The sequence below is a fragment of the Streptomyces sp. NPDC059787 genome (assembly GCF_042732315.1).
In the GTDB taxonomy this organism is placed as follows: Bacteria; Actinomycetota; Actinomycetes; order Streptomycetales; family Streptomycetaceae; genus Streptomyces; species Streptomyces atrovirens.
Genome location: NZ_JBHWHX010000010.1, coordinates 161,394 through 178,783, shown reverse-complemented (window position 1 = coordinate 178,783; position 17,390 = coordinate 161,394). Strand labels below are relative to the sequence as shown.

The window sequence follows — 17,390 nt, the reverse complement described above, 5'->3', positions numbered from 1 at the left end:
GCACGAGTTCCGGGGACAGTGGTCCAGACCTATTGACCCGTGGTCCAGACCTTTCTATTCTCGCGGACACTGCGGGCGTGATGGCTCAGTCACGCCCCCGACGGCTTCTCCCCCATAAGGAGGCGCAGCATGCGCTTCAGACACAGAGCCGCCGCAGGGTTCGCGACCCTGCTGCTCCCCCTCTCCGGCCTCGTCGCCCTCGCGAGCCCCGCCCAGGCCGCGACCTCGGCGACCGCCACCTACGCCAAGACCCAGGACTGGGGCTCCGGCTTCGAGGGCAAGTGGACGGTGAAGAACACCGGCACCACGAGCCTCAGCTCCTGGACCGTCGAGTGGGACTTCCCCTCCGGCACCAAGGTCACCTCCGCCTGGGACGCCACGGTCACCAACTCCGGTGACCACTGGACCGCCAAGAACCTCGGCTGGAACGGCACCCTCGCCCCCGGGGCGTCGGTCTCCTTCGGCTTCAACGGCAGCGGCTCCGGCGCCCCCGCCGGCTGCAAGCTCAACGGCGGCAGCTGCGACGGCACCTCCGTCCCCGGCGACGCGGCCCCGTCCGCGCCCGGCACCCCCACCGCCTCGGACATCACCGACACCTCGGTGAAGCTGTCCTGGTCGGCGGCGACCGACGACAAGGGCGTCAAGAACTACGACGTGCTGCGCGACGGCGCCAAGGTCGCCACCGTGACGGGCACCTCGTACACGAACACCGGCCTCAGCAAGGGCACGGACTACTCGTACACCGTGCAGGCCCGTGACACCGCCGACCAGACCGGCCCGGTGAGCGGCGCGGTGAAGGTCCGCACCACCGGCACCACCGAGGAGCCGCCGCCCACCGGCGACAAGGTCAAGCTCGGCTACTTCACCGAGTGGGGCGTCTACGGCCGCAACTACCACGTCAAGAACCTGGTGACGTCCGGCTCGGCCGCCAAGATCACCCACATCAACTACGCGTTCGGCAACGTCAAGAACGGCCAGTGCACCGTCGACGACACCTACGCCGCCTACGACAAGGCCTACACCGCCGACCAGTCCGTCAGCGGCACCGCCGACACCTGGGACCAGCCGCTGCGCGGCAACTTCAACCAGCTGCGCCAGCTGAAGGCGAAGTACCCGCACATCAAGGTGCTCTACTCCTTCGGCGGCTGGACCTACTCCGGCGGCTTCGGCCAGGCCGCGCAGAACCCGGCCGCGTTCGCCAAGTCCTGCAAGCAGGTCGTGGAGGACCCGCGCTGGGCCGACGTCTTCGACGGCATCGACATCGACTGGGAGTACCCGAACGCCTGCGGTCTCACCTGTGACAGCAGCGGACCCGCGGCCTTCAAGAACCTCTCGCAGGCCCTGCGCGCCGAGTTCGGCAAGGACTACCTGGTCACCGCCGCCATCACCGCCGACGGTTCGAACGGCGGCAAGATCGACGCGGCCGACTACGGCGGCGCCGCCCAGTACCTCGACTGGTACAACGTGATGACGTACGACTACTTCGGCGCCTTCAACTCGCAGGGCCCGACCGCCCCGCACTCGCCGCTCACCTCGTACAACGGCATCCCGCAGGCCGGCTTCAACTCGGCCGACGCGATCGCCAAGCTGAAGTCGAAGGGCGTCCCGTCCGCCAAGCTGCTGCTCGGCATCGGCTTCTACGGCCGCGGCTGGACCGGCGTCACCCAGTCCGCCCCCGGCGGCTCGGCGACCGGCGCGGCCCCCGGCACCTACGAGCCGGGCATCGAGGACTACAAGGTCCTGAAGAACTCCTGCCCGGCCACCGGCACCATCGCCGGCACGGCGTACGCCCACTGCGGCACCAACTGGTGGTCCTACGACACCCCGGCCACCATCAACAGCAAGATGGCCTGGGCCAAGAGCCAGGGCCTGGGCGGTGCCTTCTTCTGGGAGTTCAGCGGCGACACCACGAACGGTGAGCTGGTGACCGCCATCGACGGCGGACTCAAGTAGATCAGCTAAGCCACATTGACGCGCTGACCGGGCGGGGCTGCCTCAAGCCACGCGAGAAAACCGGTCAGCGCGTCTTCGCTCATGGCGAGCTCGAGACGCGTGCCCCGGTGCAGACAGGCGAGGATCACCGAGTCCGACAGCAGCGCCAGCTCCTCCTCGCCCTCGGGCAGCCGGCGGCCGGCCACCTCGATCGCGGAACGCTCCAGGACGCGGCGCGGGCGGGGCGCGTAGGAGAAGACCCGGAACCACTCGACCCGGTCACCGTTGTAACGTGCCACCCCGTACGCCCAGCCCTTGCCGCCGGAGTCACCCGACTCGGGCGCGTCCCAGCGCAGGCTGCAGTCGAACGTTCCTCCGGAACGCTGGATGAGGCGGCGGCGCAGGCCGAAGACGAAGAGCCCCACCACCACGAGGGCCACCACGATTCCGCACACAGTCAGAGCGAGGACCATCGGCACCGACCTCCTCGTCTCCTAGGTAACGGAACGGAAAAATCATCCAGATCTGCCTCAGCCGCGACCGGCTCCGGATCGCTCCGGTGCCGGCCGCGGCTGAGTGACGTCATCCCACCGCGCCGGTATCAGCGCCCTGCCGACGCCGCCCGCAGACGGACGTCCGCGCGGCGCTCGGCCTCCGCGTCGTCCTCCGCCTTCGCACGGGCGAGTTCCTGCTCCGCGCTCTGGACGTCGATCTCGTCCGACAGCTCGGCGATCTCGGCCAGCAGCGACAGCTTGTCGTCCGCGAACGAGATGAAACCGCCGTGCACCGCGGCGACGACCGTCCCGCCCTCACGCGTACGAATGGTCACCGGGCCCGACTCCAGCACACCGAGCAGCGGCTGGTGACCGGGCATGACGCCGATGTCGCCGGACGTGGTGCGCGCGACGACCAGGGTGGCCTCGCCGGACCAGACCTCTCGGTCGGCCGCGACCAGCGCGACGTGCAGCTCAGCAGCCAAGGTGGCTCCTCGGGTCACCACCCGGCGGTTGTGCCGGGTGTTGGTTACAAGTCTAAGGGGCGTGAACGAGGGGGCGGGACGTACCCGCCCCCTCAGGTGTGAACCTCAGGGGTTCACGGTGAGCCTGATGCTCAGGAGACGCCCAGCTCCTTGGCGTTGTTCTTCAGGTCCTCGATGCCACCGCACATGAAGAACGCCTGCTCCGGGAAGTGGTCGTACTCGCCGTCGCAGATCGCGTTGAAGGCCGCGATCGACTCGTCCAGCGGGACGTCCGACCCGTCGACGCCGGTGAACTGCTTGGCGACGTGGGTGTTCTGGGACAGGAAGCGCTCCACGCGACGGGCACGGTGGACGACGAGCTTGTCCTCCTCGCCGAGCTCGTCGATACCGAGGATCGCGATGATGTCCTGCAGGTCCTTGTACTTCTGCAGGATGTTCTTCACGCGCATCGCGGCGTTGTAGTGGTCCGCCGCGATGTACCGCGGGTCGAGGATGCGGGACGTCGAGTCCAGCGGGTCCACGGCCGGGTAGATGCCCTTCTCCGAGATCGGACGGGAGAGCACCGTCGTCGCGTCGAGGTGGGCGAAGGTGGTGGCCGGGGCCGGGTCGGTCAGGTCGTCCGCGGGGACGTAGATCGCCTGCATCGAGGTGATCGAGTGACCACGGGTCGAGGTGATGCGCTCCTGGAGGAGACCCATCTCGTCGGCCAGGTTCGGCTGGTAGCCCACCGCGGAGGGCATACGGCCGAGCAGGGTCGACACCTCGGAACCGGCCTGGGTGAAGCGGAAGATGTTGTCGATGAAGAACAGCACGTCCTGCTTCTGCACATCGCGGAAGTACTCCGCCATGGTCAGACCGGCGAGGGCCACGCGCAGACGGGTGCCCGGGGGCTCGTCCATCTGGCCGAAGACCAGGGCGGTCTTGTCGATGACGCCCGACTCGCTCATCTCGTCGATGAGGTCGTTGCCCTCACGGGTGCGCTCACCGACGCCGGCGAACACCGACACACCGTCGTGGTTGTTGGCGACGCGGTAGATCATCTCCTGGATGAGCACCGTCTTGCCGACGCCGGCACCGCCGAACAGACCGATCTTTCCACCCTTGACGTACGGGGTGAGGAGGTCGATGACCTTGACGCCGGTCTCGAACATCTCGGTCTTCGACTCGAGCTCGTCGAAGTTGGGCGCCTTGCGGTGGATCGGCCAGCGCTCACCCGTGTACTGCTCGTCGACGTTCAGCACCTCACCGAGGGTGTTGAACACCTTGCCGGTGGTGAAGTCGCCGACCGGCACCGAGATGGAGGAGCCCGTGTCGGTCACCGGGGCCTGGCGGACCAGACCGTCGGTGGGCTGCATGGAGATGGTGCGGACCAGGCCGTCGCCCAGGTGCTGGGCGACCTCCAGGGTCAGCGTCTTGAGCTCACCCTCCTTGGCCGGGTCGGCGACCTCGACGTGCAGGGCGTTGTAGATCTCCGGCATCGCGTCGACGGGGAACTCCACGTCGACGACCGGGCCGATGACCCGGGCGACGCGGCCCGTGGCCGTCGCGGTCTCAACAGTGGTGGTCATTAGTTGTCACTCCCCGCGTTCGCGTCGGCCAGGGCACTGGCGCCACCGACGATCTCGCTGATTTCCTGGGTGATTTCGGCCTGGCGGGCCGCGTTGGCAAGACGGGAGAGCGTGTTGATCAGCTCGCCCGCGTTGTCGGTGGCCGACTTCATCGCGCGCCGCGTGGCGGCGTGCTTCGAAGCGGCCGACTGGAGCAGCGCGTTGTAGATCCGGCTCTCGACGTACCGCGGCAGCAGCGCGTCGAGGACGTCCTCCGCCGAGGGCTCGAAGTCGAACAGCGGCAGGATCTCGCCCTTGGTGGACGTCTCCTCCGCGACCTCTTCGAGGCGCAGCGGAAGCATCCGGGAGTCGACCGCCGTCTGCGTCATCATCGACACGAACTCGGTGTAGACGATGTGGAGTTCGTCCACGCCGCCGTCCGCCGTCTCCGTCTCGAGCGCCTCGATCAGCGGGGCCGCGACCTTCTTGGCGTCCGCGTACGAGGGCTCGTCGGTGAAGCCCGTGAACGTCTCCGCGATCTTGCGCTCACGGAAGTTGTAGTGGGCGACACCACGCCGGCCGACGATGTACGTGACGACCTGCCTGCCCTCGCGCTCCAGGCGCTCGGTCAGCTGCTCCGCCGCCTTGATGGCGTTGGAGTTGAAGGCGCCGGCCAGACCGCGGTCGCTCGTGAGGAGCAGGACCGCGGCACGGGTCGGGTTCTCCGCCTCCGTGGTGAGCGGGTGCTTGGTGTTCGACCCGGTTCCGACCGCCGTGACCGCGCGGGTGAGTTCCCGCGCGTACGGCGTGGAGGCCGCCACCTTGCGCTGCGCCTTGACGACGCGCGAGGCGGCGATCATCTCCATCGCCTTGGTGATCTTCTTGGTCGCGGTGACGGATCGGATGCGACGCTTGTAGACCCGGAGCTGAGCTCCCATGAGTCAGGTCCCTTCCTTACGTCACTTGGCGGCGGACGGGGCGTCCTCGCCGAGCAGCTTGCCGTCGCTCGTCTCGAACTGCTTCTTGAACTCCGCCACGGCGTCGCCGATCGCCTGGATCGTGTCGTCGGACATCTTGGCGCCCTCCTTGATGGAGGTCATGAGGCCCTGCTCCTGACGGTGCAGGTACTCCAGCAGCTCCTTCTCGAAGCGGCGGATGTCGGCGACCGGCACCTCGTCCATCTTGCCGGTGGTGCCGGCCCAGACGGAGACGACCTGGTCCTCGGTGGCCATCGGCTCGTACTGGTTCTGCTTCAGCAGCTCGACCATGCGCTGACCGCGCTCCAGCTGCGCCTTCGACGCGGCGTCCAGGTCGGAACCGAAGGCGGCGAACGCCTCCAGCTCACGGAACTGGGCGAGGTCCACGCGCAGACGGCCGGAGACCTGGCGCATCGCCTTGTGCTGCGCGGAACCACCGACTCGGGAGACGGAGATACCGACGTTCAGCGCGGGGCGCTGACCGGCGTTGAACAGGTCCGACTCCAGGAAGCACTGGCCGTCGGTGATGGAGATGACGTTGGTCGGGATGAACGCCGACACGTCGTTGGCCTTGGTCTCGACGATCGGCAGACCGGTCATCGAGCCCGCGCCCATCTCGTCGGAGAGCTTGGCGCAGCGCTCCAGCAGGCGGGAGTGCAGGTAGAAGACGTCACCCGGGTAGGCCTCACGGCCCGGCGGGCGGCGCAGCAGCAGGGACACGGCGCGGTAGGCGTCGGCCTGCTTCGACAGGTCGTCGAAGATGATCAGGACGTGCTTGCCCTCGTACATCCACTGCTGGCCGATGGCCGAACCGGTGTACGGCGCCAGGTACTTGAAGCCGGCCGGGTCGGACGCCGGGGCGGCGACGATGGTCGTGTACTCCAGCGCGCCGTTCTCCTCCAGCGCGCGGCGGACCGACGCGATGGTGGAGCCCTTCTGGCCGATGGCGACGTAGATGCAGCGGACCTGCTTCTTCGGGTCGCCGGTGCGCCAGTTGTCACGCTGGTTGATGATCGTGTCGACGGCCAGGGCGGTCTTGCCGGTCTGGCGGTCGCCGATGATCAGCTGGCGCTGACCACGGCCGATCGGGGTCATGGCGTCGACGGCCTTGTAGCCCGTCTCCATCGGCTCGTGCACCGACTTGCGCTGCATGACCGTGGGGGCCTGCAGTTCGAGGGCGCGGCGGCCCTCGGTCTCGATCTCGCCGAGGCCGTCGATCGGGTTGCCGAGCGGGTCGACCACGCGGCCGAGGTAGCCCTCGCCGACGGCGACGGACAGCACCTCGCCGGTACGGGTGACCGGCTGGCCCTCCTCGATGCCGCTGAACTCACCGAGGACGATGGCACCGATCTCGCGCTCCTCGAGGTTGAGGGCGAGGCCGAGGGTGCCGTCCTCGAACTTCAGCAGCTCGTTGGCCATGGCCGAGGGAAGGCCCTCGACCTTGGCGATGCCGTCGCCGGCAAGGGTGACCGTACCGACCTCCTCGCGCGAGGCCGCGTCCGGCTTGTACGACTGGACGAAGTTCTCCAGCGCGTCCCGGATCTCCTCCGGCCGGATCGTGAGCTCCGCCATCTGAGTTCCCTGCTCTCCTTGTTGGGCCCGAAGTTTCACTTGGGGGGTATGGGGACTCCCCCCGATACGAGGTGAATCCTCTGCACGGCCCAACCAGGGCCGTAATTAACGTACTGCTATGAAGAAATGTGCTGCTCAGCCGGCCAGCCGACGGCTGGCGTCCTCGAGCCGGTCCGCCAGGGAGCCGTTGATGACCTCGTCACCGACCTGCACCCGGATCCCGCCGACGACCTCGGGGTCGACGTCGAGGTTGAGGTGCATCCGGCGGCCGTAGAGCTTCGCCAGGGAGTTGCCCAGGCGCTGCTTCTGCTGGTCGCTCAGCGGCACCGCGGAGGTGACGACGGCCACCATGCGGTCACGGCGCTCGGCGGCGAGCTTGGACAGGGACTCCAGTCCCGACTCCAGGCTACGTCCCCGCGGCGCGGTCACAAGGCGCGTGACCAGACGCTCGGTGGCCGCGTTCGCCCTGCCCCCGAGCAGGCTGCGCAGCAGCTCGCCCTTGGCGGAGGCGGTGGCGCTCCGGCTGGTCAGCGCGGCGCGCAGCTCCGTGTTGGAGGAGACGATCCGGCCGAACCGGAACAGCTCGTCCTCGACGTCGTCGAGCGCGCCGGCCTTCTGGGCGGCGGTGAGGTCGGCCACATCGGCCAGCTCCTCCAGCGCGTCCACCAGGTCGCGCGACTGCGACCAGCGGGAACGCACCATGCCGGACAGCAGGTCCGCGGCCGGGCCGCTGACCTGCGAGCCGAGCAGGCGCCGGGCCAGGTCGGCCTTGGCCTCACCGGCCTGCGCCGGGTCGGTGAGGACCCGACGCAGCGATACCTCGCGGTGGAGCAGCGTGGTGACGGCGGCCAGCTCGGCGGCGAGCGAGCCGGCGTCCACGGACGTGGAGTCCGTCAGCGCGTCGAGACGCTCGCGTGCGGCTGCCAGGGCCTCGCGGCTCGCTCCGTTCATCGCGTGGCCTCGGCCTTCTGGTCGAGCTCGTCGAGGAAGCGGTCGATCACGCGGCTCTGCCGGGCGTGGTCCTCGAGGGACTCGCCGACGAGCTTGCCGGCCAGGTCGGTGGCGAGCTTGCCGACGTCCTGGCGCAGCGCGGACGCGGCGGCCTTGCGGTCGGCCTCGATCTGCGCGTGACCGGCGGCGATGATCTCCTCGCGCTGACGCTGGCCCTCGGCCCGCATCTCGGCGATGAGCGTCGCACCCTGCTCCTGCGCCTCCTGGCGCAGACGCGCGGCCTCGTGCCGGGCTTCGGCGAGCTGAGCCTTGTACTGCTCAAGGACGCTCTGGGCCTCGGTCTGCGCGGCCTCGGCCTTCTCGATACCGCCCTCGATGGCCTCGCGACGCTCGTCCAGAACCTTGTTGATGTTCGGGAGGAGCTTCTTGGCGAGGAAGCCGAAGACGATGACGAAGGCGAGGAGGCCGATGACAAGCTCAGGGATCGGCGGGATGAGGGGGTTCTCCCCCTCGCTCGCCGCGATGAGCAGCTGGCTCATGTGAGTGCCTTTCGTCTAGTCGGCTGGACTGGTCTGGTGGCTCAGTAGCCGTAGACGAACGGCATGACCAGACCGATCAGCGCGAGCGCCTCACAGAAGGCGAAGCCGAGGATCTGGTTGGCACGGATCAGGCCGGCGGCCTCGGGCTGACGGGCCAGGGCCTGGGTGCCGTTACCGAAGATGATGCCGACGCCGACGCCCGGGCCGATCGCGGCGAGGCCGTAACCGATGGAGCCGAGGGAGCCTTCGACAGCAGCAAGGGTCTGGGACATGCCAGTTCTTCCTTTTCTTTACGGACCGGTGGGGGTTGGCCACCGGACGATCTGTGGAGGTGGGAGGGCGGTGGCTCAGTGGTGCTCGGCGAGAGCGCCCTGGATGTACGTGCAGGTCAGCAGCACGAACACGTACGCCTGAAGGGCCTGGATGAACAGCTCGAAGGCCGTCATGACGATGACCATCACGAACGAGACACCCGCGTAGGCGATGCCGATGCCGTTCAGCATGTACCAGCTGGCGATCGTGAACAGCAGCAGCAGGGTGTGGCCCGCGAACATGTTCGCGAACAGTCGCACCGCGTGCGTGAACGGCCGGATCAGCAGGTTCGAGAAGAGCTCGATCAGCATGGCCAGCGGCAGCACCGGGCCGAGCGACTTGTCGTAGCCGGTGACGTTCTTCCAGAAGCCGACGAAGCCCTGCCGCTTGAAGGTCAGCACCACCCACGTGATGTAGACGAGGAGGGCCAGGACCAGCGGGTACGAGATGATCGAGGTGACCGGGAACTGGGCGATCGGGATGATCGACCAGAGGTTCATCATCCAGACGAAGAAGAAGAGCGAGACGACGAGCGGGACGTACTTCTCGCCTTCCTTCTTGCCGATCGTCTCGTAGACGACGCCGCGGCGGATGAAGTCGTAGCCCGCCTCGGCGACCATCTGGAGCTTGCCGGGGACGACCTGCGGCCGGCGGAAGGCGGCCCAGAAGAAGCCGACGATGATGATCGAGCCGAGCAGCGCCAGCAGCATCGTCTTGTTGAAGTACAGGTTGCTGTCGCCGTCACCCCACAGGGGCTGGAACATGAACGAGTGCAGGCCCGGGGACACGTCGGCGAAGCCACACCCGTCGAAGAGGTGGCAGTTGGTGTCGAAGGCGAGCACCTGCGTCGGGTCAGCACTCACCGCGGGCTCCTTCAGCGTGGCGCATAGGTACGGCAACCTCGTTGTGTCGGCGCGGCGCTGAGCCGCGGTTCGGCACGGGACTGGTCTTACGGATGTGGGGGCGGCTGGGGGGCATCTCGCCTCGCGATGGTGCAGGCGTCAGTCGAGATGCCCGCGCCCGCGATGCCGCAGTTGGCACCGGACGATAGCAGGGTCTTGCATGCCTCTTTATCCCGGCCCTACCCGTCACGACGAGTGCCCCGATTTTTCGGACTTCGTGTCCGTCGTCGACTCGGGTTCGACGTAAAGAATCTTTGACTTCATGTGGGCGCGCGTCTGCGCGGCGATCCACGCGAGGGTGCCGGCGACGAGCGTGAACGCGAAGGCCTTGGGATGGAACAGCGTGGTGTTCTTGAACACGGCGAGGAAGACGAACAGCAGGAGGATCTGCGTCGCGTAGAGCAGCAGCCCCATCGCCTGGAACAAATGAGGAAGCGATTTGGCGGTGCGCTGCAGCACGTAGAGACCGATCCCCATGAAGAGGACCACGACTACGGTCGCGACGATCGCGCCGACAGCGCCTTTGCCGCCGGCCGTCAAGCCACTGACGAGCGCGGCTACGGCGCCGACGGCAGCCGTGGGCACGGCGGCCTGGGCCAGGATCCGGACGTCTTGGGACGGCATGGCGGCAGCTCCGCAATTCACAGGGGGCAGGGTGTCGTCATGGACGAGCGTAGACCCCCGGGCCGAGTGAGAATTCCTCGCACCGGTGAGCCGTCGCACTGCGGCTCATTGGCTCTCTCCGGGGTTCTCGTGAACGGTATCACAAACTATTTGATGCAGTCTTTACCTGCCCGGTGTGCTCGCCGTCACACATGAGAGTGAATCTGCGCGTCTGAGCGAGAACACGGCCCCTTTGTCTGATATTGGGGCGGTTCGCACACCCAATGGGGTCCCATCGGGACCCCACGACTTGGCAATGCTCTAGTCGGATTCTTACCTTGACCGTGATCGGTCGACCAGGCGTGCGCGGGGGCCGACGGCGGTCGCGCCGTTGACGCCGGAGACACCCGCGGCGACCGGGGTGCGGTCCTCGTCGTCGGACTCGGGGTCCGCCGGGACCGACGCGGCCGGGGCGGCGGCCGGGGCGGCCTGCCGGCGGCGCCGGTAGCGCGGCGGGACGAAGGCCTCCGCCCAGCGCGGGGCGCGCGGCGTGAAGCGGGGCAGCAGAAGCAGGACGAGGCCGAGCGCGGAGAGGATGACGACGCCCAGCACGATCCACATCGACGCCGAGTTCACGGAGTAGGTCAGCGCGCCGAAGCCGATCAGCGCCGACCAGAAGTACATGATCAGTACCGCCCGGCTGTGCGAGTGGCCGATCTCCAGCAGCCGGTGGTGCAGATGCCCCCGGTCCGCCGCGAACGGCGACTGGCCCCGCCAGGTGCGCCGCACGATCGCCAGGATCAGGTCGGCGGCCGGGATCGCGATGATCGTCAACGGCATCACCAGCGGGATGTAGACCGGCACCATCTGGTGCACCGTGCTGCGCTCGGACCCGCCGAACAGGCTGTCCGGGTCCACCTGTCCCGTAATGGAGATCGCGCCCGCCGCCAGGACCAGACCGATCAGCATCGAGCCCGAGTCGCCCATGAAGATCCGCGCGGGGTGCATGTTGTGCGGCAGGAAGCCCAGGCACATGCCCATCAGGACGGCCGCGAACAGCGTCGCGGGGGCGGCGGCCTCGATGCCGTACGAGTACCAGATGCGGTAGGCGTACATGAAGAACGCGGCCGCCGCGATGCACACCATGCCGGCGGCGAGGCCGTCGAGGCCGTCCACGAAGTTGACCGCGTTGATGGTGATGACGACCAGCGCCACCGTGAGCAGGGTGCCCTGCCACTGGGTCAGCGCGACCGTGCCGACGCCCGGGATGGGCAGCCACAGGATCGTCAGACCCTGCATGACCATCACGCCCGCGGCGATCATCTGGCCGCCCAGCTTGATCAGCGCGTCGATCTCGAACTTGTCGTCCAGCACACCGATCAGCCAGATCAGCGCGGCCCCGGAGAGCAGCGCCCGCGGCTCGTTGGACTTCTCGAAGAGCTGGCCCAGGTTGGTGAGGTGGTCCGCGGTCAGCAGGCCCGCGCACAGGCCGAAGAACATGGCGATACCGCCGAGCCGCGGAGTGGGTTCCCGGTGCACGTCACGTGCCCGGATCTCCGGCATCGCCCCCGCCACGATCGCGAACTTCCGTACCGGCCCTGTCAGCAGGTACGTCACCGCGGCCGTGATGCAGAGCGTCAGCAGGTATTCACGCACGGGCTTCCCCACAGGTCTCGCTGGCCATCACAGCCCCACACCCTAGCGAGGCACGCATACGAGTGGGGACTTCCGGGTAGCGACGATGGTTGCACGCGTGACTGTGCATCCGTGCCACCTGCCCCGGAACCGGTCCGCTCAGCGGGGATACGGCGGGAACGCCGCGGCCAGTTCCCGTACGTCCTCCCGGGCCCGCGCGGGCTCGGTACCGCCCCGCAGGACGCTCGCCAGCAGCCCCGCGACGAACGTCATCTCCCTCGCCCCCATGCCCTGCGTGGTCACCGCCGCCGTGCCCAGGCGCAGCCCGCGGTCGTCGTGCGGAAGCGCACAGCAGTCCAGGACGAGCCCGGCCGCCGCGAGCCGGCCGCGCGCGGTGCGTCCGTCGACGCCGAGCGGCGCCGGGTCGGCGGTGATCAGGTGGGTGTCGGTGCCGCCGGTGGTGACGGCCAGCCCCTCGGCGGCCAGGGCGGCGGCCAGGGCCCGCGCGTTGGCGACCACCTGGTGCGCGTACGCGGCGAACGCCGGTGTCGCCGCCTCCCCGAACACGACGGCCTTGGCCGCGACGGCGTTCATCTGGGCGCCGCCCTGGGTGAAGGGGAAGACGGCACGGTCGACGCGCTCGGCCAGCTCGCCGCCGCACAGGATCATCCCGCCGCGCGGACCCCGCAGCACCTTGTGCGTCGTCGCGCACACGATGTCCGCGTACGGCACCGGACTGGGCGCCGCTCCCCCGGCGACCAGACCCATGGGGTGTGCGGCGTCGGCGATCAGATACGCGCCCACCTCGTCGGCGACCTCGCGGAAGAACGCGTGGTCGATGTGGCGGGGGTAGGTGGTGGAGCCGCACACGATCGCCTTGGGGCGGCGCGTGTGCGCGAGGGCGCGGACCTGGTCGTGGTCGATGAGCCCGCTCTCCGCGTCCACGCCGTAGCCGACGAAGTCGAACCAGCGGCCGGAGAAGTTGGCGGGCGAGCCGTGGGTGAGATGACCGCCGTGGGGCAGGCCGAGGGCGAGGACGGTGTCGCCGGGGCGCAGCAGGGCGGCGTACGCGGCGAGCACGGCGGACGAGCCGGAGTGCGCCTGCACGTTGGCGTGCTCGGCGCCGAACAGCGCCTTCGCCCGATCCACGGCGAGGCGCTCGGCGACGTCGACGACCTCGCAGCCGCCGTGGTACCGGTTGCCGGGGTACCCCTCGGCGTACTTGTTGGCCAGCGGCGACCCGAGCGCGGCCAGCACGGCCGGCGACATGAAGTTCTCGGCGGCGATCAGCTGAAGCGAACTCGACTGCCGCTCCCACTCCGCAAGCAGCACATCGGCCAGCTCGGGATCCTGCCGCCGCACCGCATCGACCTCAAGGGCATGCCCGACCGTCATACCGCCCAATGTAGGCCGAACACCCCGAAAACGCCCCCGCTACGACCGCCCGCCCCACCATGGACAACCGTCCACCGCCCCACCGTGGACAACCGTCCACCGCCTCGCTACGGGCAACCGCCCACCACCCCGCCGTGGACAACCGTCCGCCACCCCGCCGTGGACAACCGTCCGCCACCCCGCCGTGGACAACCGCCCGCCACCCCGCCGTGGACAACCGCCCGCCACCCCGCCGTGGACAACCGCCCGCCACCCCGCCGTGGACAACCGTCCGCCACCCCGCTGTGGGCAATCGTTCCGCAGGGCGGAACGGGTGGGCACAGCGGAACAACGCCGGAGGCCCTGTGAACCCACCCCAGCAGCCGGACGCCTACGCCCGAGCAGGCACCCCGGTCAACGCCGTCACCACAGGGTCCAGCGCCTCGAATATCTCGTCCCCGATCGACCGGAAGAACGTCAGCGGCGCCCCGTACGGGTCGTACACCTCATCCGCCTCGGCAGTCGGCGCCAACAGCCACCCGCGCAGAGCCGCAGCAGCCCGCACAAGCGCCCGGGCGCGCATGACCAACCCCTCGTCCAGCGGAGGCAGCGTCGCCGGATCGATCGCGTTGACCAGCCGCGTGAACTCCTTCAACGTGAACGTCCGCAGCCCCGCGGAATGCCCCATGGAAATGACCTGCGCCCGGTGGTCCCGCGTAGCGGTCAGCACGAGATCCGCCCGGATCACATGCTCGTCCAGCAACTCCCGCCCCACGAACCCCGAAGCGTCCGCCCCGAACTCCGCCAGCACGGTCTCCGCGTGGGCCTCCATGGGCGCACCCTCGTGCCCCCAGGTCCCCGCGCTCTCCACGATCAGCCCGCCGCCCAGGATCCCCAGCCGCTGGCTCACGAAATGCCGGGTCAGCCGCTCGGTGACGGGCGAGCGGCACACGTTTCCGGTACTGACGTGGAGGATGCGGAAGGTGTCGCGCGGAAATCCGAAGGTCGTCGTGATCTCCGCGCTGGATTCCCCGTTGCCTATGCCACGCCCCGACTCAGGGGCCGTCAATTCGCCACCTCGAGGTCGGGTACCACCTTGCGCAGTTCCTCCGGCGAGATCGCGCCCTCGCGCAGCAGCACGGGCACGGGCCGGGTGACGTCGACGATGGAGGAGGGCACGTTCCCCGGGGTGGGACCGCCGTCCAGGTACACGGAGACGGAGTCGCCGAGCATCTCCTGCGCGGCGTCGCAGTTCTCCGGCGCCGGGTGCCCGGTCAGGTTCGCCGAGGACACGGCCATGGGCCCGACCTCGGTGAGCAGCTCGATGGCGACCGGGTGCAGCGGCATCCGCACGGCGACCGTGCCCCGGGTGTCCCCGAGGTCCCACTGCAGCGACGGCTGGTGCCTGGCGACCAGCGTCAGCGCGCCCGGCCAGAACGCGTCGACCAGTTCCCAGGCCAGCTCGGAGAAGTCGGTGACCAGGCCGTGCAGGGTGTTCGGGGAGCCGATGAGGACGGGCGTGGGCATGTTGCGGCCCCGGCCCTTGGCGTCCAGCAGATCGGCGACGGCCTCCGAGGTGAACGCGTCGGCGCCGATCCCGTACACGGTGTCCGTCGGCAGCACCACGAGCTCGCCCCGGCGGACGGCGGACGCGGCCTCGCGCAGACCGGTCGTGCGGTCGGTCGCGTCGTTGGTGTCGTATCGCCGAGCCATCTAGCGGGCCTCCTCGTACGGGTGCTGCTGGGGGAATGAAGTATGCGGGGTGCTCACGGCAGCGCCTTGCGGGCGGTGGCGAACCGGGGGCGCCTGTTCAGGTCGGGGTGGTCGGCCGCGTCGGCCCATCCCCGTTCCTCGGCGAAGATCCACGGGACCTGTCCGCCCTGGGTGTCGGCGTGCTCGACGACGACCACCCCGCCGGGCCGCAGCAGCCGGTGCGCGGTGCGCTCCAGGCCGCGGATCAGGTCGAGGCCGTCCTCACCGGAGAACAGCGCGAGGTCGGGGTCGTAGTCGCGGGCCTCCGGGGCGACGTACTCCCACTCGGTGAGCGGGATGTACGGCGGGTTGGAGACGACCAGGTCGACCTGGCCGTCGAGGTCCGGGAAGGCCGTCAGGGCGTCTCCCTGGCGCAGCTCGACCCGTGACCCCTCCATGTTCTTGCGGGTCCACCTCAGGGCGTCCTCGGACAGCTCCACGGCGTACACGCGCGAGCGCGGCACCTCCTGGGCCAGCGCGAGCGCGATGGCGCCCGAGCCGGTGCACAGGTCGACGATGCAGGGCTCGACGACGTCCATCGCGCGGACGGCGTCTATCGCCCAGCCGACCACCGACTCGGTCTCGGGCCGCGGGACGAACACCCCGGGGCCGACCTGGAGCTCCAGGTAGCGGAAGTACGCGCGCCCGGTGATGTGCTGGAGCGGCTCGCGGGCCTCGCGGCGGGCGGTGACCTCCCAGTACCGGGCGTCGAAGTCGGAGTCCTTCACGGTGTGCAGCTCGCCGCGCTTGACGCCGTGCACGAACGCGGCGAGCTCCTCCGCGTCGGTGCGCGGCGAGGGCACGCCGGCGTCGGCGAGCCGCTGGGTGGCCTGGGCCACCTCGGCGAGCAGCAGGTTCACGACGGTCCTCCGGGCTGTCTACGGGATTTACGCGGCGGCGAGCTTGGCGGCGGAGTCCGCGTCGACGCAGGCCTGGATCACCGCGGCGAGGTCGCCGTCCAGGACCTGGTCGAGGTTGTACGCCTTGAAGCCGACGCGGTGGTCCGAGATGCGGTTCTCCGGGAAGTTGTACGTACGGATCTTCTCGGAGCGGTCGACGGTACGGACCTGGCTGCGCCGGGCGTCGGCGGCCTCCCGCTCCGCCTCCTCCTGCGCCGCCGCGAGCAGCCTGGAGCGCAGGATACGCAGGGCCTGCTCCTTGTTCTGCAGCTGGCTCTTCTCGTTCTGGCAGGAGGCGACGACTCCGGTCGGGATGTGCGTGATGCGCACGGCGGAGTCGGTGGTGTTGACGGACTGCCCGCCGGGGCCGGAGGACCGGTAGACGTCGATGCGCAGGTCGTTCGGGTTGATCTCGACGTCGACCTCCTCCGCCTCGGGGGTCACCAGGACACCGGCGGCGGAGGTGTGGATACGGCCCTGCGACTCGGTGGCCGGCACGCGCTGCACGCGGTGCACGCCGCCCTCGTACTTCAGCCGGGCCCACACGCCCTGACCGGGCTCTGTGGCACCCTGCCCGCCCTTGGTCTTCACGGCCACCTGGACGTCCTTGTAGCCGCCCAGCTCGGACTCGGTGGCGTCGATGATCTCGGTCTTCCAGCCGACGCGCTCGGCGTACCGCAGGTACATGCGCAGCAGGTCGCCGGCGAACAGGGCGGACTCGTCGCCGCCCGCGCCCGCCTTGATCTCGAGGATGACGTCCTTGTCGTCGCTGGGGTCGCGCGGGACGAGCAGCAGGCGGAGCTTCTCGGTGAGCTCCTCGCGCTGCCGCTCCAGGTCCTTGACCTCGGCGGCGAAGTCGGGGTCGTCGGCGGCCAGTTCGCGCGCGGTCTCGATGTCGTCGCCCGTCTGCTTCCAGGAGCGGTACGTGGCGACGATCGGGGTGAGCTCGGCGTAGCGCTTGTTCAGCTTGCGCGCGTTGGCCTGGTCGGCGTGGACCGACGGGTCGGCGAGCTTCTTCTCCAGGTCGGCGTGCTCGGCAACGAGTTCCTCGACGGCCTCGAACATCTTGGGCTCCTGCGATTACGTGGGTGAAGGGCGGGCGACCAAAAACGCCGGTCCCGGCGAGTCCCCCGGGAGGGACGCGGCCGTGGACCGGCGGAATGGGGCTCGCTACTTCTTGGAGCCGGCGGCCTTGCCGAAGCGGGCCTCGAAGCGGGCCACACGGCCACCGGTGTCGAGGATCTTCTGCTTGCCCGTGTAGAACGGGTGGCACTCGGAGCAGACCTCGGCGCGGATGGCGCCGCCGGAGATCGTGCTGCGGGTGGTGAACGACGCGCCACAGGTGCAGCTGACCTGCGTCTCGACGTACTCGGGGTGGATGTCGCGCTTCAAGGTGTCTCCTAGGTTCGGGAGGGC

At 69.2% G+C, this 17,390-nt stretch carries 18 protein-coding genes; 1 reads left to right on the top strand and 17 read right to left on the bottom strand.

Annotated elements, in window-relative coordinates; genetic code table 11:
* The first annotated feature begins 129 nt into the window (after window positions 1-129).
* A complete protein-coding gene (locus ACFV5H_RS12520; RefSeq protein ID WP_385194469.1) occupies window positions 130-1,953 on the top strand; it encodes a glycosyl hydrolase family 18 protein in 1,824 nt (607 codons plus the stop codon).
* 5 nt (window positions 1,954-1,958) lie between these two features.
* Here ACFV5H_RS12520 and ACFV5H_RS12515 read toward each other — a convergent pair whose 3' ends face one another.
* The 17 genes from ACFV5H_RS12515 to rpmE form a co-directional block, all read right to left on the bottom strand.
* The gene (locus ACFV5H_RS12515; RefSeq protein ID WP_030860426.1) at window positions 1,959-2,405 is read right to left on the bottom strand and encodes a DUF2550 domain-containing protein; all 447 of its coding nucleotides are present in this window, start codon (window positions 2,403-2,405) and stop codon (window positions 1,959-1,961) included.
* Between the two features lie 128 nt (window positions 2,406-2,533).
* The gene (locus ACFV5H_RS12510; protein WP_030860424.1) at window positions 2,534-2,911 is read right to left on the bottom strand and encodes a F0F1 ATP synthase subunit epsilon; all 378 of its coding nucleotides are present in this window, start codon (window positions 2,909-2,911) and stop codon (window positions 2,534-2,536) included.
* A 131-nt stretch (window positions 2,912-3,042) separates the two neighbouring features.
* Entirely contained in the window at window positions 3,043-4,479 is a 1,437-nt protein-coding gene (atpD, locus tag ACFV5H_RS12505) for a F0F1 ATP synthase subunit beta (RefSeq protein WP_004925486.1), read from the bottom strand.
* Complete coding sequence (locus tag ACFV5H_RS12500) at window positions 4,479-5,396, bottom strand: F0F1 ATP synthase subunit gamma (RefSeq protein WP_385047760.1); 918 nt, start codon at window positions 5,394-5,396, stop codon at window positions 4,479-4,481. Before ACFV5H_RS12500 ends, atpD begins: the two co-directional genes overlap by 1 nt.
* A 21-nt stretch (window positions 5,397-5,417) precedes the next feature.
* The gene (atpA, locus tag ACFV5H_RS12495) at window positions 5,418-7,007 is read right to left on the bottom strand and encodes a F0F1 ATP synthase subunit alpha (protein ID WP_385047757.1); all 1,590 of its coding nucleotides are present in this window, start codon (window positions 7,005-7,007) and stop codon (window positions 5,418-5,420) included.
* A 135-nt stretch (window positions 7,008-7,142) separates the two neighbouring features.
* A complete protein-coding gene (locus ACFV5H_RS12490) occupies window positions 7,143-7,958 on the bottom strand; it encodes a F0F1 ATP synthase subunit delta (RefSeq protein ID WP_385047754.1) in 816 nt (271 codons plus the stop codon).
* The gene (locus ACFV5H_RS12485) at window positions 7,955-8,497 is read right to left on the bottom strand and encodes a F0F1 ATP synthase subunit B (protein WP_385047752.1); all 543 of its coding nucleotides are present in this window, start codon (window positions 8,495-8,497) and stop codon (window positions 7,955-7,957) included. The genes ACFV5H_RS12490 and ACFV5H_RS12485 overlap by 4 nt, the downstream gene beginning before the upstream one ends.
* Before the next feature lie 41 nt (window positions 8,498-8,538).
* Complete coding sequence (gene atpE, locus ACFV5H_RS12480) at window positions 8,539-8,769, bottom strand: ATP synthase F0 subunit C (protein ID WP_009321656.1); 231 nt, start codon at window positions 8,767-8,769, stop codon at window positions 8,539-8,541.
* Window positions 8,770-8,844: 75 nt separating this feature from the next.
* Window positions 8,845-9,672 carry a F0F1 ATP synthase subunit A gene (gene atpB, locus ACFV5H_RS12475; RefSeq protein WP_385047749.1) on the bottom strand — a complete coding sequence of 276 codons (828 nt, stop codon included), beginning with the start codon at window positions 9,670-9,672 and terminating at the stop codon, window positions 8,845-8,847.
* Between the two features lie 225 nt (window positions 9,673-9,897).
* Window positions 9,898-10,335 (bottom strand): hypothetical protein, encoded by a 438-nt coding sequence (locus tag ACFV5H_RS12470; RefSeq protein WP_385047746.1) that lies wholly within the window; start codon window positions 10,333-10,335, stop codon window positions 9,898-9,900.
* A gap of 312 nt (window positions 10,336-10,647) precedes the next feature.
* Window positions 10,648-11,970, bottom strand: coding sequence for an MraY family glycosyltransferase (locus ACFV5H_RS12465; RefSeq protein WP_385194467.1), 1,323 nt, complete (start codon window positions 11,968-11,970; stop codon window positions 10,648-10,650).
* A 138-nt stretch (window positions 11,971-12,108) separates the two neighbouring features.
* The gene (gene glyA / locus ACFV5H_RS12460) at window positions 12,109-13,344 is read right to left on the bottom strand and encodes a serine hydroxymethyltransferase (protein ID WP_385194464.1); all 1,236 of its coding nucleotides are present in this window, start codon (window positions 13,342-13,344) and stop codon (window positions 12,109-12,111) included.
* 370 nt (window positions 13,345-13,714) lie between these two features.
* A complete protein-coding gene (locus tag ACFV5H_RS12455; RefSeq protein WP_344568752.1) occupies window positions 13,715-14,392 on the bottom strand; it encodes a protein-tyrosine-phosphatase in 678 nt (225 codons plus the stop codon).
* Window positions 14,389-15,036: an L-threonylcarbamoyladenylate synthase gene (locus ACFV5H_RS12450; protein WP_073932492.1), complete on the bottom strand. Its 648-nt coding sequence runs from the start codon at window positions 15,034-15,036 to the stop codon at window positions 14,389-14,391. The genes ACFV5H_RS12455 and ACFV5H_RS12450 overlap by 4 nt, the downstream gene beginning before the upstream one ends.
* A gap of 53 nt (window positions 15,037-15,089) precedes the next feature.
* Window positions 15,090-15,935 carry a peptide chain release factor N(5)-glutamine methyltransferase gene (prmC, locus tag ACFV5H_RS12445; protein ID WP_385047735.1) on the bottom strand — a complete coding sequence of 282 codons (846 nt, stop codon included), beginning with the start codon at window positions 15,933-15,935 and terminating at the stop codon, window positions 15,090-15,092.
* 27 nt (window positions 15,936-15,962) lie between these two features.
* Entirely contained in the window at window positions 15,963-17,039 is a 1,077-nt protein-coding gene (prfA, locus tag ACFV5H_RS12440) for a peptide chain release factor 1 (protein ID WP_385194461.1), read from the bottom strand.
* A gap of 105 nt (window positions 17,040-17,144) precedes the next feature.
* Window positions 17,145-17,366: a 50S ribosomal protein L31 gene (rpmE, locus tag ACFV5H_RS12435; protein WP_085572322.1), complete on the bottom strand. Its 222-nt coding sequence runs from the start codon at window positions 17,364-17,366 to the stop codon at window positions 17,145-17,147.
* Between the last annotated feature and the right edge of the window lie 24 nt (window positions 17,367-17,390).

Coding starts and splice junctions, on each gene's coding strand:
- glyA (WP_385194464.1), bottom strand. CDS start 13,344: ATGACGGTCGGGCATGCCCTTGAGGTCGATGCGGTGCGGCGGCAGGAT.
- atpE (WP_009321656.1), bottom strand. CDS start 8,769: ATGTCCCAGACCCTTGCTGCTGTCGAAGGCTCCCTCGGCTCCATCGGT.
- atpA (WP_385047757.1), bottom strand. CDS start 7,007: ATGGCGGAGCTCACGATCCGGCCGGAGGAGATCCGGGACGCGCTGGAG.
- ACFV5H_RS12490 (WP_385047754.1), bottom strand. CDS start 7,958: ATGAACGGAGCGAGCCGCGAGGCCCTGGCAGCCGCACGCGAGCGTCTC.
- ACFV5H_RS12520 (WP_385194469.1), top strand. CDS start 130: ATGCGCTTCAGACACAGAGCCGCCGCAGGGTTCGCGACCCTGCTGCTC.
- ACFV5H_RS12500 (WP_385047760.1), bottom strand. CDS start 5,396: ATGGGAGCTCAGCTCCGGGTCTACAAGCGTCGCATCCGATCCGTCACC.
- atpD (WP_004925486.1), bottom strand. CDS start 4,479: ATGACCACCACTGTTGAGACCGCGACGGCCACGGGCCGCGTCGCCCGG.
- ACFV5H_RS12485 (WP_385047752.1), bottom strand. CDS start 8,497: ATGAGCCAGCTGCTCATCGCGGCGAGCGAGGGGGAGAACCCCCTCATC.
- ACFV5H_RS12515 (WP_030860426.1), bottom strand. CDS start 2,405: ATGGTCCTCGCTCTGACTGTGTGCGGAATCGTGGTGGCCCTCGTGGTG.
- ACFV5H_RS12470 (WP_385047746.1), bottom strand. CDS start 10,335: ATGCCGTCCCAAGACGTCCGGATCCTGGCCCAGGCCGCCGTGCCCACG.
- ACFV5H_RS12450 (WP_073932492.1), bottom strand. CDS start 15,036: ATGGCTCGGCGATACGACACCAACGACGCGACCGACCGCACGACCGGT.
- prfA (WP_385194461.1), bottom strand. CDS start 17,039: ATGTTCGAGGCCGTCGAGGAACTCGTTGCCGAGCACGCCGACCTGGAG.